This is a genomic window from Rhodopseudomonas sp. P2A-2r, from assembly GCF_026015985.1.
Lineage (GTDB): Bacteria > Pseudomonadota > Alphaproteobacteria > Rhizobiales > Xanthobacteraceae > Tardiphaga.
The window spans coordinates 5,753,301-5,768,315 of record NZ_CP110389.1; the positions used below are offsets into that span (position 1 = coordinate 5,753,301).

Annotated in this window: 13 protein-coding genes and 1 other RNA gene; 8 read left to right on the plus strand and 6 right to left on the minus strand. The window is 63.8% G+C overall.

From position 1 onward, the window contains the following. Window positions 1-530: 530 nt before the first annotated feature. Window positions 531-1,388 carry an N-acetylmuramoyl-L-alanine amidase gene (locus ONR75_RS27765; RefSeq protein WP_265080079.1) on the plus strand — a complete coding sequence of 286 codons (858 nt, stop codon included), beginning with the start codon at window positions 531-533 and terminating at the stop codon, window positions 1,386-1,388. A 2-nt stretch (window positions 1,389-1,390) separates the two neighbouring features. Here the strand turns inward: ONR75_RS27765 and ONR75_RS27770 are convergent, their stop codons facing one another. The 3 genes from ONR75_RS27770 to ONR75_RS27780 are packed head-to-tail and all read right to left on the minus strand — an operon-like array spanning window position 1,391 to window position 3,281. Then, window positions 1,391-2,404 carry a DUF1254 domain-containing protein gene (locus tag ONR75_RS27770; RefSeq protein ID WP_265080080.1) on the minus strand — a complete coding sequence of 338 codons (1,014 nt, stop codon included), beginning with the start codon at window positions 2,402-2,404 and terminating at the stop codon, window positions 1,391-1,393. Between the two features lie 20 nt (window positions 2,405-2,424). Then, complete coding sequence (locus tag ONR75_RS27775) at window positions 2,425-3,096, minus strand: MBL fold metallo-hydrolase (RefSeq protein WP_265080081.1); 672 nt, start codon at window positions 3,094-3,096, stop codon at window positions 2,425-2,427. Continuing rightward, on the minus strand, window positions 3,093-3,281 hold the full coding sequence (locus ONR75_RS27780; RefSeq protein WP_265080082.1) for a hypothetical protein: 189 nt from the start codon (window positions 3,279-3,281) through the stop codon (window positions 3,093-3,095). Before ONR75_RS27780 ends, ONR75_RS27775 begins: the two co-directional genes overlap by 4 nt. A 363-nt stretch (window positions 3,282-3,644) precedes the next feature. Here ONR75_RS27780 and rnpB point away from each other — a divergent pair. Together rnpB and ONR75_RS27790 are read left to right on the plus strand one after the other, a co-directional pair. Next, window positions 3,645-4,085, plus strand: an RNA gene (gene rnpB, locus ONR75_RS27785) — RNase P RNA component class A. A gap of 132 nt (window positions 4,086-4,217) precedes the next feature. After that, the gene (locus ONR75_RS27790; protein ID WP_265080083.1) at window positions 4,218-5,081 is read left to right on the plus strand and encodes a DMT family transporter; all 864 of its coding nucleotides are present in this window, start codon (window positions 4,218-4,220) and stop codon (window positions 5,079-5,081) included. Window positions 5,082-5,084: 3 nt separating this feature from the next. Here ONR75_RS27790 and ONR75_RS27795 read toward each other — a convergent pair whose 3' ends face one another. Both ONR75_RS27795 and ONR75_RS27800 read right to left on the minus strand, forming a co-directional pair. After that, window positions 5,085-6,671 (minus strand): DHA2 family efflux MFS transporter permease subunit, encoded by a 1,587-nt coding sequence (locus tag ONR75_RS27795; RefSeq protein WP_265080084.1) that lies wholly within the window; start codon window positions 6,669-6,671, stop codon window positions 5,085-5,087. Window positions 6,672-6,691: 20 nt separating this feature from the next. Next, window positions 6,692-7,942 (minus strand): HlyD family secretion protein, encoded by a 1,251-nt coding sequence (locus ONR75_RS27800; protein WP_265080085.1) that lies wholly within the window; start codon window positions 7,940-7,942, stop codon window positions 6,692-6,694. A 174-nt stretch (window positions 7,943-8,116) separates the two neighbouring features. On the opposite strand from ONR75_RS27800, the gene ONR75_RS27805 reads away from it, so the two are divergent. Next, window positions 8,117-8,758: a TetR/AcrR family transcriptional regulator gene (locus ONR75_RS27805; RefSeq protein WP_265080086.1), complete on the plus strand. Its 642-nt coding sequence runs from the start codon at window positions 8,117-8,119 to the stop codon at window positions 8,756-8,758. A 13-nt stretch (window positions 8,759-8,771) separates the two neighbouring features. Here the strand turns inward: ONR75_RS27805 and ONR75_RS27810 are convergent, their stop codons facing one another. Beyond that, window positions 8,772-9,983, minus strand: a complete 1,212-nt coding sequence (locus tag ONR75_RS27810) for an extensin family protein (protein WP_265080087.1) — start codon at window positions 9,981-9,983, stop codon at window positions 8,772-8,774. Window positions 9,984-10,646: 663 nt separating this feature from the next. Between ONR75_RS27810 and ONR75_RS27815 the strand changes: the two genes are divergently transcribed. The 4 genes from ONR75_RS27815 to ONR75_RS27830 all read left to right on the plus strand — a co-directional run bounded on the left by ONR75_RS27815 (window position 10,647) and on the right by ONR75_RS27830 (window position 14,765). Beyond that, complete coding sequence (locus ONR75_RS27815; protein ID WP_265080088.1) at window positions 10,647-11,804, plus strand: sensor histidine kinase; 1,158 nt, start codon at window positions 10,647-10,649, stop codon at window positions 11,802-11,804. Window positions 11,805-11,996: 192 nt separating this feature from the next. Beyond that, window positions 11,997-13,010, plus strand: coding sequence for an ABC transporter substrate-binding protein (locus ONR75_RS27820; protein WP_265080089.1), 1,014 nt, complete (start codon window positions 11,997-11,999; stop codon window positions 13,008-13,010). A 104-nt stretch (window positions 13,011-13,114) separates the two neighbouring features. Continuing rightward, window positions 13,115-13,909 carry an ABC transporter ATP-binding protein gene (locus tag ONR75_RS27825; RefSeq protein WP_265080090.1) on the plus strand — a complete coding sequence of 265 codons (795 nt, stop codon included), beginning with the start codon at window positions 13,115-13,117 and terminating at the stop codon, window positions 13,907-13,909. Window positions 13,910-13,976: 67 nt separating this feature from the next. Further along, a complete protein-coding gene (locus ONR75_RS27830) occupies window positions 13,977-14,765 on the plus strand; it encodes an ABC transporter permease (RefSeq protein WP_413776543.1) in 789 nt (262 codons plus the stop codon). The last annotated feature ends 250 nt before the right edge of the window (window positions 14,766-15,015 follow it).

The window sequence follows — 15,015 nt, forward strand, 5'->3', positions numbered from 1 at the left end:
CCGCTCCGCAGCAGGACGGAACCGGCATAACCCGGCCCTTCGCATCGAGGCGCAACGTCAAACTGGACACCGACTGGCCCATGTCGCCTCAACTGTCGGCGCGCCGCCCGGCCTTTCCGCTCGAAAGACCGCAGCACCGCGCGATTGTCGGTCCGATTCGCCGCGCCGCCCGCGCGAAGCGCAGGAAAATTCGGTCGTCCGCATGGAAATTGCAGGGTTGCCATGGGATTTGAGCGTCAAAAGGGACCTCGGCCAGCCCTCACGGGACGGCTGTTCACCCCTCAGTAACGTCGCTTAGCGTTAAGAAAGGGTTGATAGTACCGAACGGAATTAAGGCACTGGCCGCCGTCGCGAGATCGCTTGGCTCGATGGCGGCGACTTCGGGAACTGGTGCCCGGCGTCCACATGTCGGCGAAAAAGCTGCACAGGTGTCACGGAACCGTTGCGCGGCGCGGCCGTGGCCGGGATAGTGCGCCTGAAGTGCTGCCGGCCGATCCGGAGCGCGTTCTCCTGACCGGTTGAGTTGCCCCATGGCTACAGGCTCCTACGCATCATCCGGGGCTGATTCGAAGCGTCAACGTCCACTGCCGATTCCAAAGGGCGCTGCGGACCTGCCCCTCTTCACCCCCGACTCCTCGGTGGTCTCCGACGTGATCCCGTCAGCCAACTTCGGCGAGCGCAACAACGGGCGGCTCGCCGACATGATCGTGCTGCACTATACCGGCATGCCCGACGTGGAAGGCGCCATCGCGCGGCTGTGCACCGCCGGCACCGACGTCTCCGCGCATTATATCGTGCTGGAAGACGGCCGCATCGTGCAAACCGTGCCGGAGGCGAAGCGGGCGTGGCATGCCGGCGTCGGCTATTGGGCCGGCGAGGAAGACATCAATTCCTGCTCGATCGGCATCGAGATCATCAATCGCGGCCACGACTGGGGCTATCCGGATTTTCCGCGCCGGCAGATCGCCGCGGTTATCGCGCTGTGCCGCGGCATCATGCTGCGCCACGAACTGCCGGCGCATCGCGTGCTCGGCCATTCCGATGTGGCGCCGTCGCGCAAGAAGGATCCCGGCGAGAAGTTTCCGTGGCATTCGCTGGCCAATTCCGGCGTCGGCCACTGGGTGCTGCCGGCACCGATCGTGCGCGGCGAGACCATCAAGTTCGGCGCCGAGGGCGATGACGTGCTGGCACTGCAGCATGCGCTGGCGCGCTACGGCTACGGCATCGCGGCGAACGGCAAGTACGATTCGTCGACCATGGAAGTGGTCACCGCATTCCAGCGCCATTTCCGGCCCGAACGAGTCGACGGCATCACCGATCATTCGACCCTGACCACCCTGCAGGCGCTGCTCGGCAGCCTGCCGGCCGAGACCGTCGCAGCGCGCTAGCGTCAATTCACCGGCTCCGCCTCCGGGAATTTCCATGTTGCGTCAATGATTTCCTTGCGCGGCCGGTAGAGCCGCGTGGTGTAGTTCCAGCCGGCCATGATCGGAAGGCAGTTCGGCGTGTCCTTCCGGCAGCCGCCGAACTGGATCGTGAACGATCCGTCCGCATTCGGCTTCGCCGTGAGATTGTTGAGCGAATAGGCATTGAGATCATTCTTCTCGAAAAAGCCGCTGGCGTTGTACACGCTGATCGACCAGAAGCCATCGACGGGCACGTCCCTGACCATCAGTCTGTGAACGACCTTGCCTTCATTGTCTTTCGGATAGGCGGGAACATACACCGCCGCGTATCTTGGATTTCCGCCCCATCCGATGGCCGTGCCGATGAGATGCGCAACCGGATCGACCTCGCTGGGTTTGCCGAACATGGCGCCGGTGTCGCCGTCGCGCAGCGGCGCCAGCGCATTCAGCGCATCGCGTACCTTGTCCTGCGATGCCTTGTCCCAGTTCGGCACTTCGAACTTTCCGACGTCTGCCTGTTCGACCTTGATCGCATCCTGAACGGCATTGGCGGCTTTCAGGTCGACCGAGTCTTCGGGATTGGCGAGAGTTCGCACCAGCAGGAACACATAGCGCGTACCGACCTTGTCTTTGGGGTACGCAAAGCGGCCGGGTCCATAGACGACTTCGGTCGTGTAGTGGTCCTGCGAGACAACCTGCATCGACATGAACCGCTTTCCCGCATCGGGCAGCGTGACGGTCACCGGGCCCGCGTCGAGATCGAAGACTCCTGAGGAATACAGCGTATCGCGATTCATCCGCACGACGTCCTGCTTGTCGATCGCCGCCATGTCCCGGTCATGGTGCAACTTCCCGAATTCCCGCGTCTTGAAGTAGAAGTCCGTCTCGGCGCGAATGAAGTTGCCGACCGTCACTTTCAGCGGCCTTGCGTCCTCGGCGGACGTCGCCCCGGCCAGTGCGAGCCAGCCGACAAGAGTGAGGAGAAAAGGACGATCCATGCGCATGCAATCCTCCCCGATCACTTCGCCGCGGGCTTCGGTACGCCCAGCTCTTCGTCAACCTCATCTTCGAAGGCGCGCTTCTTGTCGGCCACGAACTCGCGATAGCCCTCGGGATCGACCCACGCGTTGACGCCTTCCGTCTTGGCCCTTTCGCGCTTGCCCTTGAGGTCGAAATATTCGGTGTGGTGACCGAGCCAGATATCGGGTTTCTGCATCTCCCAGAAATGATGCGTGCGGCGATAATCGTCGCCGATGCCGGGATAATCGGTGGGCGGCTTGGCGATCCGGTAGCCGGGATTGAAGCCGCCGCCATCCAGAAACACGACCTTGTAGGCCTTGCCGCTATCGACGAGCGTGCTGACCCATGTCGTCGATCCCCGCGTATGTCCCGGCGTATTCCAGGCTTCGAGAACGACGTCGCCGAGCCTGACGATATCGCCGCTGCGCAGCACGCGATCGACCTTCGCCGGCGGAAACCCCATGATCTTCCAGTCGGCGCCGTAATGGAAATCGCTCTTGCCGCCGTCCTCCATCGGCGCGACGTCGGACTCCATCACCGCCAGGCTGGCGCCGGTCAACTCCTTGAAGAAGGCGAACGCGCCGGCGTGATCGGAATGAGCGTGACCGTTGATGATGATCTTGATGTCTTCGGGTCTGAAACCGAGCTTCCTGATGGACTCGACGATCATCGGCCCGGACGTGGCATCCCCGTGTTGAGGAGGATGTGCCCTTCGGACGTCGCGAACAGCCACGAACTCAGCCCCTCGGTGCCGACGAAATACAGCGGCCCAACGATCCTGACCGGCTCTGCCGGTTCGTCCCATTTCAGCGCTTTTCGTGCCAGCGAAAGAAACAGGTTGTTGTCCCGCGCCAAGTCCTCCTTTGTCGGCGGATGGGACGGCAGTGTCTGCGAACGTGCCGGGGGTGCGGGCCACGCCAATGCGACCAATAGGCCGGCCAAAGCAAGGGTGGAAACACCGACATCCCTGAGACAGCAAATGCATCGCATTGCACTCTCCCATCGCCGACCGGCAACAGATTAGAGGCGGGAAATACGATTTCAAACTAAAAGGACCGTGATCGAGGCCCCGCTCTGGTCTCCAGCTCCGCCAGCCGCTGGCACTCCAGTCGAAGGGAGCGGCCACGGCACGACAGGTTCAGGATAATTTATTTCGCGCCGGGCCGCGCCCGCGTTCCCGGCTTGACGCCGGCGCCGACAACCCCCATGCCTTCCCCGTCAGTCGGCTGGACGGCCGCTCCCGCTATGGCCGAAAGGTTGCGGGGAGGAAAGTCCGGGCTCCATCGACATACGGTGCCGGATAACGACCGGCGGGGGCGACCCCAGGGACAGTGCCACAGAGAACGAACCGCCCCGCGAAGCCGCAAGGCGAAGCGGGGTAAGTGAAAAGGTGCGGTAAGAGCGCACCGCGTTTCCGGCAACGGAAACGGCATGGCAAACCACACCGGGAGCAAAACCGAATAGGGACGGCAACGCAGTCAGTTCGCTCATCCGGGCGCAAGCCCCGGGCGATAACACTGCAGGGCGATGTCTGGCTCGCCGTCCGGGTAGGTTGCTTGAGGCCGCATGCAAATGCGGTCCCAGAGGAATGGCCGTCACGTATCGTCCGGGCGACCGGACGGTGCCCTACAAAACCCGGCTTACAGGCCGGCTGATACTTCTTCTGTGAAACGAGGGGTCCGGCGCAACACGCCGGGCCCCTCGCCAGTTTTGCGCCTTGGCGCGCCTGGCCAAACCCGCTAGTCCTCGCGCATGTCCTTCCCTGCTTTGTCCCGCGGACAACTCGGCCTCATGCTCGGCTTTGTTGGCGTGGTCATCTTCGGCGGCACGCTGCCGGCGACACGGATTGCTGTCGCCGCGATCGATCCGTTCGCCCTCACCGCGTTGCGCACGGCCATTGCCGGCTTGTGCGCGCTGACGCTGCTGTTGATTCTGCGCCGGCCGTTGCCGGCGCGCCGGCTGTGGCCGCAACTGGCGATCGCGATGCTGTGCATCGCCGTGGCATTTCCATTTTTGATGGCGGTCGCCTTGCAAAGCGTCGACGCCTCGCACGGCAGTGTGGTGCTGGGCATCCTGCCGCTGGCCACCGCCTGCGTCGCCGTCGCCATTACCCACGAGCGCCCGAAACCGCTGTTCTGGATCGCTTCCCTCATCGGCGCCGCCATCGTCGTCGCCTTCGCGCTGCGCCAGGGCGGCGGCGCGTTGTCGGCAGGCGACCTGCTGCTGTTCGCGGCGGTGGCGGCATCCGCAGTCGGCTATGGATTTTCCGGTCGGCTGACAGCGCAGATGCCCGGCTGGGAAGTGATCAGCTGGGTGCTGGTGATGGCGCTGCCGATCTCTCTGCCGGCCGCGGCGTTCACCTGGCCCGCCGACGTCGCCGCGATTCCGCTGAAACCGTGGCTGGCTCTGCTCTACGTCGCCGTGTTCTCGCAATGGATCGGCTTCTTCGCCTGGAACGCCGGCATGGCGCTGGGCGGCATCGCCCGGGTGTCGCAGGTGCAATTGCTGCAACCCTTCGTCACCTTCGCCTTCGCTGCTGCCTTCAATGACGAGGCGATCACGCTGCAGGTGGTGCTGTTCGCCGCGGCCGTTATCTGCGTGGTCGCCATCAGTGCGCGCAGCCGGACGCTACCGGCGCCGGTCGCCCCGGTCTAGAAGCTAATGCCCGCCGCCGGCTGTGGCCGGATTGCTCGGCTTCTTGACCAGCAGCACCATGGTGCTGAGCGCCACATAGAACAGCGTCAGCAGGTAGAACGAGTCGGCAAAACTCATCACCACCGCCTGGCGATGGGCGATCTGGTTGAGCTGCTTGAGCGCCATCAGCGCGGCGTCGCCCTTGCCCTGGAACGATTGGGTGAACTTGTTGAGGGTCTCCACCGCCATGGCGTTGCCCCAGGTGACCTTGTCGTGCAGCCGCGAGATGTGGAAATCGGTGCGATAGTCCAGCGCGGTGTTGATCAGCGCGAGACCGAGCGCGCCGCCGAGGTTGCGCGTCAGGTTGAACAGGCCCGAGGCGTTCTTCAGCCGCTCCGGCGCCAACGTGCCCAGCGCGATATTGTTGACCGGAACCATCGCCATCATCATGCCAACGCCGCGCAGGATCTGCGGCACCAGCAGCTCGTAGAAGTCGAAGTCGCGGGTAATCCAGGTCATCTGCCAGGTGCCGGTGGCGAACAGCAGCAGCCCGGTCACGATCAGATAGCGCAGATCGACCTTCTGCATCAGCCGTCCGACGATCGGCGCGCTGCAGAACATCGCGACGCCGGAGACGAACATGGTCTCACCGATCATCAGCGCGCTGTAGCCGCGCACTTCGGCGAGGTAGCGCGGATAGAGATAGGTCAGGCCGTACAGGCCGATGCCGACGCAGAACGAGAACATCGAACCGAGCGCGAAATTGCGGTTGGTAAAGGCGCGGATGTCGACGATCGGCTCATGCGCGGTGAGCACGCGCCAGAAGAACGCCACGCCGGTGAACACGCACAGGATGGCGCAGATGAGGATCGAGGTGTCGCCGAACCAGTCGTTGCGCGGTCCCTCTTCCAGCACGTATTCGAGCGTGCCGAGGAAGCCACCCATGAAGCCGAGGCCCCACCAGTCGAAATGATCCAGCAGTTCGAGATGCGGCTCGTCGAAGTCCACCAGCGCCAGCACGCCGAGGGTGATGCCGATGCCCGGCACCACGTTGACGAAGAACAGCCAGTGCCATGACATCAGGTCGGTGATGTAGCCGCCGACGGTCGGTCCCACGGTCGGCGCCAGCGTCGCGACGAGACCGATGATCGGGGCGACGATGTGGAATTTGGAGCGCGGGAACACGGTGTAGGCCGAAGCGAACACGGTCGGGATCATGCCGGCGCCGAGAAAACCCTGGATGGCGCGCCACAGGATCATCTGCTCGATCGACGACGTGAAGCCGCACATCAGGCTGGCCAGCGTGAAGCCCGCCGCCGAAATGGCGAACAGCATGCGGGTGCCGAGCGCGCGGGAGAGAAAGCCGGACAGCGGGATCGCGATCACTTCGGCGATCAGATAGGCGGTCTGCACCCAGGAGACTTCGCTCGACGAGGCCGAGAGGCCGGCCTGGATCTCGGACAGCGACGCCGAGACGATCTGGATGTCGAGGATCGACATGAACATGCCGAACACCATGATCAGGAACGCGATCAGGCGCTTCGGCGCGATCGTTTCGGACGGCGCCGCACTTGCCGGGATAGCCCCCGGCGTCGCTGTGGTGTCGGACATCGGTCAGTCCTGACTGTGGATCAATGCGCCGGCTCGGCGCCCGGCTTGGTGTTGACGCGGACGTAGACCGACATGCCGGCGCGCAGCAGGTTCTCCTTGGCGATGGCAGCGGGGACCTTGATGCGGACCGGCACGCGCTGCACGATCTTGGTGAAGTTGCCGGTGGCGTTATCGGGCGGCAGCAGCGTGAACACGGCGCCGGCTGCCGGCGCCAGGCTGTCGACCACGCCTTCGATGTCGCGGCTGGCATCGGCATCAAGCTCGATGCGCACCGGCTGGCCCGGCTTCAGGCGGCGCAGCTGGGTCTCCTTGAAGTTGGCATCGATATAGACGGCGTCGAGCGGCACCACATTGGCGAGCCGCTGCCCGGCCGAGATGAAGTCGCCGGTATTGACGAGACGATTCGAAAAGATGCCGTCGACCGGCGCCTTGACCTCGGTGAAGGACAGATCGCGCTCGGCCTTGTCGAGTGCGCTCTGCAATTCGGCGAGCTGAGCGCGCGCCTCGTTCTGCTGCGCCTTGGTCACTTCGACGTTGTCGCGCGCGGCGTCCACCGCGGCCTTCGCCGATAGCACGGCGGCCGCGGTCTGGTCGCGCGTCGCCTGCGAGGTCTCGAAGATCGCGCGCGAGGCAAATCCCTTGGTGCTCAGTGCGTCCTGCCGATCGAAATCAAGCGCGGCGCGCTTTGACATGGCATCCGCCGATGCCTGTTGTGCACTGGCCTGCTCCACCGCGCTCTGCATCGCGGTGACCTGGCGCCCGATGCGGGCAATGGTGGCCTGCTGGGTGTCGATCTTGTGGCGCGCGGCATCGACGGCGATGCGATAGTCGCCGTCATCGATCCTGAACAGCACATCGCCGGCCTTCACCGACGCGTTGTCCCCGGGCAGGATCGCCGCGATATGGCCGGAGACGCGTGCGCCCAGCGTCGTATTGTTGGCGCGGACATAGGCATCGTCGGTGGAGACCATGAAACGGCCGACCAGATAATAGTTCACGCCGTAGGCCGCCGCAGCCAGCGCCAGCACGGCGCCGATCCCAAGCAGGACGACCTTCTTCTTGCCGGATTTCGGCGCGGCGGCCGGTGCAGCGGATGTAGGAGATGCCGGCTTGGCGGGGCCAGGCGTGTCGGCGGGACCACGGGCGACCGTCTCCGCCACTGCGGGGTCGGAGGCATCCGCAGCGGGGGCAATCTTCCTCACTGCCGCGCCATCGGCGGTATCCGGCTCGGAACGATGGATGCGGGCGGCTTGGTCGCGCGGTCCGGCCATCAAGGCCTCCTGAAATTACTGAAGCGAATGCCCAAACAGGCCGGCATTCATCCATCTTGGCGATCAATAACATTGACCGAACGGTTCGGTCAAGGTACATTGTGCAACACAATAGCCGGTTACGCATCGCCGAACCGTTTCATCTTTGGGTGTTTCACCGAACAGGCTAAATTTATGGTTGCCTCCCATTCCGCGACGCTTTCCCTTGTTGGCGACGAAGACAGCGCCAAGCGTCGGCAAATTCTCGACGGCGCCCGCGCCGTGTTCATGAATCTCGGCTTCGACGGCGCCAGCATGGGCGAGATCGCGCGGGCGGCGGGCGTGTCGAAGGGCACGCTCTATGTCTACTTCGCCGACAAGAACGGGTTGTTCGAGGCGATCGTCGCCGAAGAGGTGATCGAGCAAGGCCGAGCGGCGTTCAATTTCGATCTGACGCGCGACGTCGAGACCACGCTGAAGAACTTCGGCACCGCCTATATCCAGCTGCTGTGCCGGCCCGGCGGCGGATCCTCCACGCGCACGGTGATGGCCATCGCCGAACGCATGCCCGAAGTCGGCCAGCGCTTCTACAACAACGTGGTGATGCTGACGGTCAACCGGCTGGCGACTTATCTCGAGGCGCGCGTGACAGCCGGCGACATCGCCATTCCGGACCTGGAACTGGCCGCATCGCAGTTCATGATGTGCTGCCAGGCGTCTCTGTTCCTGCCGTTCATTTTCCAGGCCAAGCCGGCGCCGTCGCTGGAGCAGATCGCCATTGTGGTCGACAGTGCGACGCGCATGTTCCTGGCCGCCTATCAGGTCAAGCCCGCCTGACAGGGCTTTCGCGCTACTCGTCGGCGTAGTCTTCCTCATCGTGGCCCTTCGCCACCGGCTTCTTGGTGAACCAGCGGCCGAGCGATCCCGTCGAAGCGGGTTCGCGGCTGGAATAGCTGCTGCGGCCTTGCACGCGCGACGCCACCTGTTCGCCTGACATCGCAGCGGGCTGGCAGATCACCGGACGTTTGGCCCGACGCATCAGATCGACGTGGATGTGATCGTAGTGAAAGACGTTGGATCCCGGCGCCAGCACGGTGTTGAAAATCTGGCAGGCTCCGCCTTGTACGTCGCGCAGGAACCCCTGCTCTTCCGCTACGCCCTTCCAGCCATCCTTCACCGAAATCTTGCGGCCGTCGGCCAGCGTGAAGCCGGCGATGTCGAGTGCGTTGCCGAACGCATGCTCGGAAATATGCGCACGCGAACTGCCGTTCATGCCGCGGCACGAATAGGCCGAGATCTGCTTGATCTCGACCACGCGGGCGCCGAACCAGCGCATCGCCGCAGGCTGCACGGCTTCCGCCAGCCACTTGTCGAGCGCCGAAACGATCGGACAGGCCAGCGTCGCGGTTGGCTTCAGCGCGACGGGACCGACCGATCCGGTGACATTGCCGGGCCCCGGCCCGAGTCGCGGCTGGGCATAATCAGGCGGCGGGCTCTGAACCACGCCGGAGCTGTAACGCCCATAAGGCTGGCGCGGCTGCGGTGCGGCCTGGGAAGCAGGCGCCGGCGGCATCTCGACCTCGTCCTCCGCCTCGGGCATGCCGGGCGGGTTCAGCGACATCGGGCCGCTATTGGCCGCTGCGCCATATGGCGCAGCACCGTATGACGGCGGCTGTGCCGCAGCCTGTGGAGTGGAACTCGGATAGGCCGTCGCCGGGCGCGCCGGCATCGGCTGCGGCTGGAGCGGCCAGCGCGGCTGACCGGCACCGCCCACGGAGCCCGGCGGCCGCAGCGTTTCATCGGCGAAACCGAAGCTGCTGTTGCTCTCGCCGAGCGCGGCCACTTTCAGGGGAAATTCTGCGCCGCAGACTCCCGGCCCTGAAATCGGGTTGATCCGAACGAGATCGGCTCCCTCCTTCACGGCACCGGACTTCAGGCATGCGACTTCAGCCTCGGCACGCCAGGGTTCGCGCTCCTCGGTCTGGAACAGACCGCGACCACAACCCGCAAGCGATACAAGGACCACGGAGCCGACGAGATGCAAACGAATTCCGCGCGTCATACGCGCAAGGTGATCCAAATGTTTTAAGGACTCTTCAACGCGAAGGATTCACGTTTGATTTACCACGCCGCCGCAGCGCCACGTCGTTAGACAGTCCAGCGAGGAACGGGATTGCCAGGAAGCGAGCGCGCCTGGTCCGCGAAGGTCAGGGACGCTCCCTTGTTTCGCCAGGAACGGTTCCCCAGTTCCGTCGTTAATTGGACTGCGTTAAGAACAAGGAGTATCGCATGACTTCCGAGGGTTCCTTTGTCAGTCAGCTAAGCGTGGCCGCGGCCTATCTTGCGGTAGCCTTTGTGGGAGCAATCGTGCTCGGCATCTTCTAGGACGTTGTCGGGTCGATGCGGTCCACTCATCCCGCGCCCGGGCGATCCCGGCAGCAGGGAGTTCCATTGCGATTGCTCATCCGCCAGCTATTGCTCTTGTGACTAGCCCTTATTGAGCAGTGCAGAGGCAGCTCTCATTCCGGTTGCCGGCCGGTCGTCGTTTGTGGACAGATCTGCTGATGTATCAAACGATACAGCCTGCCGCGCGCCGGACGAATAGCATCGCGTTTTAGGGTGGGCTTGCCGCAGCTTGGCCTTAAGAAATTTTCCCGCGTGGAGTTCAGCAGCGAGAACGTTTGCCGTCCGGCGTCCATTCCCTCCCTACGAAAGACGGTATCGAATGCGTCTGGCCAACTTCATCCGCGAGAATTCGGCACCCATCATCGCCGAATGGGAAACGTTCGCGGCAACGCTGGCTCCGGCCTCCGACGCAACCAGCCCGCTGTCGCTGCGCAATCACATCACGTACATCCTGGAGTTCATCGCCGACGATATCGACAGTTGGCAAAGCGATGCCGAGCAGGTGAAGAAATCCCACGGCAAAAAGCCGCGGCCACCCATCAACAGCGTGGCCGAGGTTCACGCCGCGTTGCGGCAGGCCGGCGGGTTCAACATGGACCAGATGGTTTCGGAGTATCGCGCGCTGCGCGCCAGTGTCGTCAAATTATGGAGCGCGCAACTATCGGGATCCGGACAGCACGACATCAACGATTTGACCCGTTTTAACGAAGCCATCGATCAGGAGCTGACGGAGTCCATCAGTTATTACTCTTCGAAAGTGGATCGCTCCCGCAATCTGTTTCTTGGTATCCTCGGCCACGATCTCCGCAATCCGATCAGCGCCATGCTGATGTCGGCCGAACTGATCGCACGGATAGGATCGCTGAACGAGCGGCAGATGATGCTGATCTCCCAGATTTCCGTGAGTGCCGATCGCGCGACCGAGATACTGGATCAGCTTGTCGATCTGACGCGTGCGCGCCTCGGAGCCGGGCTGCAGGTTTTCAGGGCGCCCATGGACATGGCTTTTGTCGCCCGACAGCTGATCGAAGAAATGCGCGCAACCCATCCCGACCGCACCTTCGTGATTGACGTATCCGGTGACACGGAAGGCGAATGGGACAGACCTCGCATCGGCCAGCTGTTTTCAAACCTGCTCGGCAACGCGGTGCAATATGGCTTCCGCGACCTTCCCATTAAAGTGAGGATTACCGGCGCGCCGGACGAAGTGACACTCTCGGTTCATAATGACGGCATACCGATCCCGGCAACCGCGGTGCACGGGATCTTCGATGCTCTGGTCCGTGGCGCCTCGGGGCCCAATGCCCATCTTTCATCGAATAGTCTCGGCCTGGGGCTGTACATTACCAAGGAGGTTGTTTCCGCACACGGCGGAACGATCAAGGTGACCTCCTCGGAAAAGGACGGAACGACCTTCACAGCGCGCTTCCCGCGCACAATCGATGACCCCCAATTCGTGCCGGTCGGGCATGCCTGACGACGGCTCCAGGCCGAGACTCATCTTCCTATTGCCGCGGATATGGCGTGAAAGCGGCCGGAGCCCGATCAAATAACCGATTGACAGCACGCGTGGCGCAAGGCCCTGATGCCGTCAGATTGACGCACGTGACGGGGCCGGAGATCGCCGCAGCTGCCGCCGCGCGTCGAAGAAGCCACCAGGGAAACGTCCATGCGCAAGATTATCGCCGCGGCCATCGGCGCCGCTCTGTCCGCCGCCGCGCTGCTGGCGCAGCCAGCCGCCGCGCAGACCCCGATCAAGATCATGGTCGGCGGCATCGACAAGCAGATCTACCTGCCCGCCAAGCTCGCCGCACAGCTCGGCTTCTTCAAGGAACAGGGCCTCGACGTCGAATTGTTCAACTCGACCTCCGGCTCCCAGGCCGCCACCGCCCTGCTGGCCCGCGAAGTCCAGGGCGTGGTCGGCTTCTACGACCACACCATCGACCTGCAGTCCAAAGGCAAGTTCATCACCTCGGTGGTGCAGTTCGCCGTCGCCCCCGGCGAGGTGGTGCTGGTGAAGGCTGCCGACGCCGACAAGCTCAAGGACCCCGCCAACTGGAAGGGCCAGGCGCTGGGCGTCACCGGCCTCGGTTCGGCCACCGACTTCCTGACCCGCGCGCTGGCCGCCAAGGCCGGGCTCAAGGCGCAGGACTATTCGCTGGTGCCGGTCGGCGCCGGCGACACCTTCCTGGCCTCGATGCAGCAGGGCAAGATCGTCTCCGGCATGACCACCGAACCGACGGTGGCGCGCGCGGTGAAGAACGGCACGGCAAAAGTCGGCATCGACCTGCGGACTCCGGAATCCACCCGCGCAGCGCTCGGCGGCGACTATCCGGCGGCCTGCCTGTACATGGACCGCGCCTGGATGGAAGCCAACAAGGAGACCGCGCAGAAGGTGGTCAATGTGATGGTCAAGACGCTGAAGTGGATGCACAGCCATTCGCCGGAAGAGATCGCCGCGCAAATGCCGAAGGACTATTATGCCGGCGAACTGGAGCTCTACATTCAGGGCCTGCGCGAGGGCCGCGCGCAATATTCGCCGGATGGCATGATGCCGGCAGGCGCGCCGGAGTCCGTCCTGAAGGTGCTGACCAGCTTCTCGCCCAACCTGCAGGGCAAGACCATCGACCTCGCCAAGACCTACACCACGGATTTCGTCATCAAGGCGAACGCCACACATTAATTGATTGGTTAGAACGCCGCGGCCGCTGCTCCCCATCCCCCGCAAGGGGGAGGGAGCATCACTGCCATCGCACAGCATTAGCCATCCACGAGCTGAGTTTGATCATGACATCCCCCTCCGCCATCGAACTCAAACACGTCGCCCGGCGCTTTGTGACGCCGTCCGGCGAATTGCTCTCCGCGCTGGAGGACTTCGACCTCACGATCGCGCCCGGCGAATTCATGGCCATCGTCGGCCCCACCGGCTGCGGCAAGTCGACCACGCTGGGTCTGATCGCAGGCCTGGCAAGACCGCAGGCCGGCGAGGTCACGCTGTTCGACAAGAAGGTGGATGGCGTCGATCGCCGCGTCGGCTTCGTGTTCCAGCAGGACGCGGTGTTTCCGTGGCGCGACGTGCTGCACAATGTGATGGCCGGGCCGCTGTTCCGCGGCATCGCCAAGGACAAGGCCGAAGCCGAGGCGCGCGACTGGATCATCCGCGTCGGGCTCAAGGGTTTTGAAGGCCATCATCCGCACCAATTGTCCGGCGGCATGCGCAAGCGCGTGGCGCTGGCACAGACCTTCATCAACAATCCCCAGGTGCTCTTGATGGACGAGCCGTTCTCCGCGCTCGACGTGCAGACCCGTGAACTGATGCAGGAGGAACTGCTGCAGCTGTGGGCGCAGGCGAAATCCGCGGTGCTGTTCGTCACCCACGACCTCGACGAGGCAATCCTGCTTGCCGACAGGGTCGCTGTGCTGACCACGCGGCCGGCGCGGGTCAAGTCGGTGCATACCATCGACCTGCCGCGCCCGCGCGACGTCGCCACCCTGCGTTACGACGAGCGCTTCATCGCCATCGCACGCAAGATCAACGACGACCTGCGCGAGGAAGTTTTGCGCGCAAGGGCGGGACACTGACATGACCGATTCCAGCATCACCACCCGCCTGCCCGCCGACCCCAAGCTCGAGACCGCCATCGAGCGCATGCGCCGCCACGACCGGCTGGTGCTGGCGCTGCGGCTCGCGGTGCTCGTCTTCATCGTCGGCGGCTGGGAACTCGGCGTCCGCGTCGGGCTGATCGATCCGTTCTTCTTCGGCCAGCCCTCCGGCATCGTCGTCAAGCTGATCGACTGGTTCCAGAACGGCACCTCGATCGGGCCGCTGTGGAAGCAGATCTGGGTGACCATCTACGAAGCCGGCGCCGGTTTCCTGATCGGCGCCGTGATGGGCATTTTCTGCGGCATCGCGCTCGGCCGCAACCAGCTGTTGTCCGACGTGTTCTCGATCTACATCAAGGTCGCCAATTCGATTCCCCGTGTGGTGCTTGGCTCGATCTTCATCGTCGCACTTGGCCTCGGCGCTGCCTCGAAGATCGCGCTGGCGGTGGTGATGGTGTTCTTCGTGGTGTTCGCCAACGCCTTCCAGGGCGTCCGTGAGGCCGACAAGAACCTGATCGCCAATGCCAGGATCCTCGGTGCCTCCGACTGGCAGATGACCATGTCGGTGGTGATCCCCTCGGCGCTGTCATGGATCCTCGCCAGCCTGCACGTCTCGTTCGGCTTCGCGCTGGTCGGCGCCATCGTCGGCGAGTTTCTCGGCGCCCGCGAAGGCATGGGGCTGCTGATCGCCACTGCGCAAGGCTCGTTCGACTCCAACGGCGTGTTCGCCGCGATGATCGTGATCGCCGTGGTGGCGCTGGTCGCCGAGTGGATCCTGACCATGATCGAGAACCGGCTGCTGACCTGGCGTCCGGACGCGACGGTCAACGAGTAGACGCGGATTCAATTGGAAGCTATTCGCAGAAAAGCACTGCCTTAACCTCTCTCCGCGCAGCGAAACTTTGCTTCGCGCGGGGTTGGAGGCATGGGTGCGACTGTGACACCGCCGCGCGACGACACGAGAACGAAACAGTTCTCCCGGCGACGAAACCATTTTGCGCCTTCGCGCAAACCGCCTGAAACCTCCGCTTTGTAGTGATCTGCCCAACGAAGCGCCGAACCGGCGCTCACCTGGCGCTCAAACG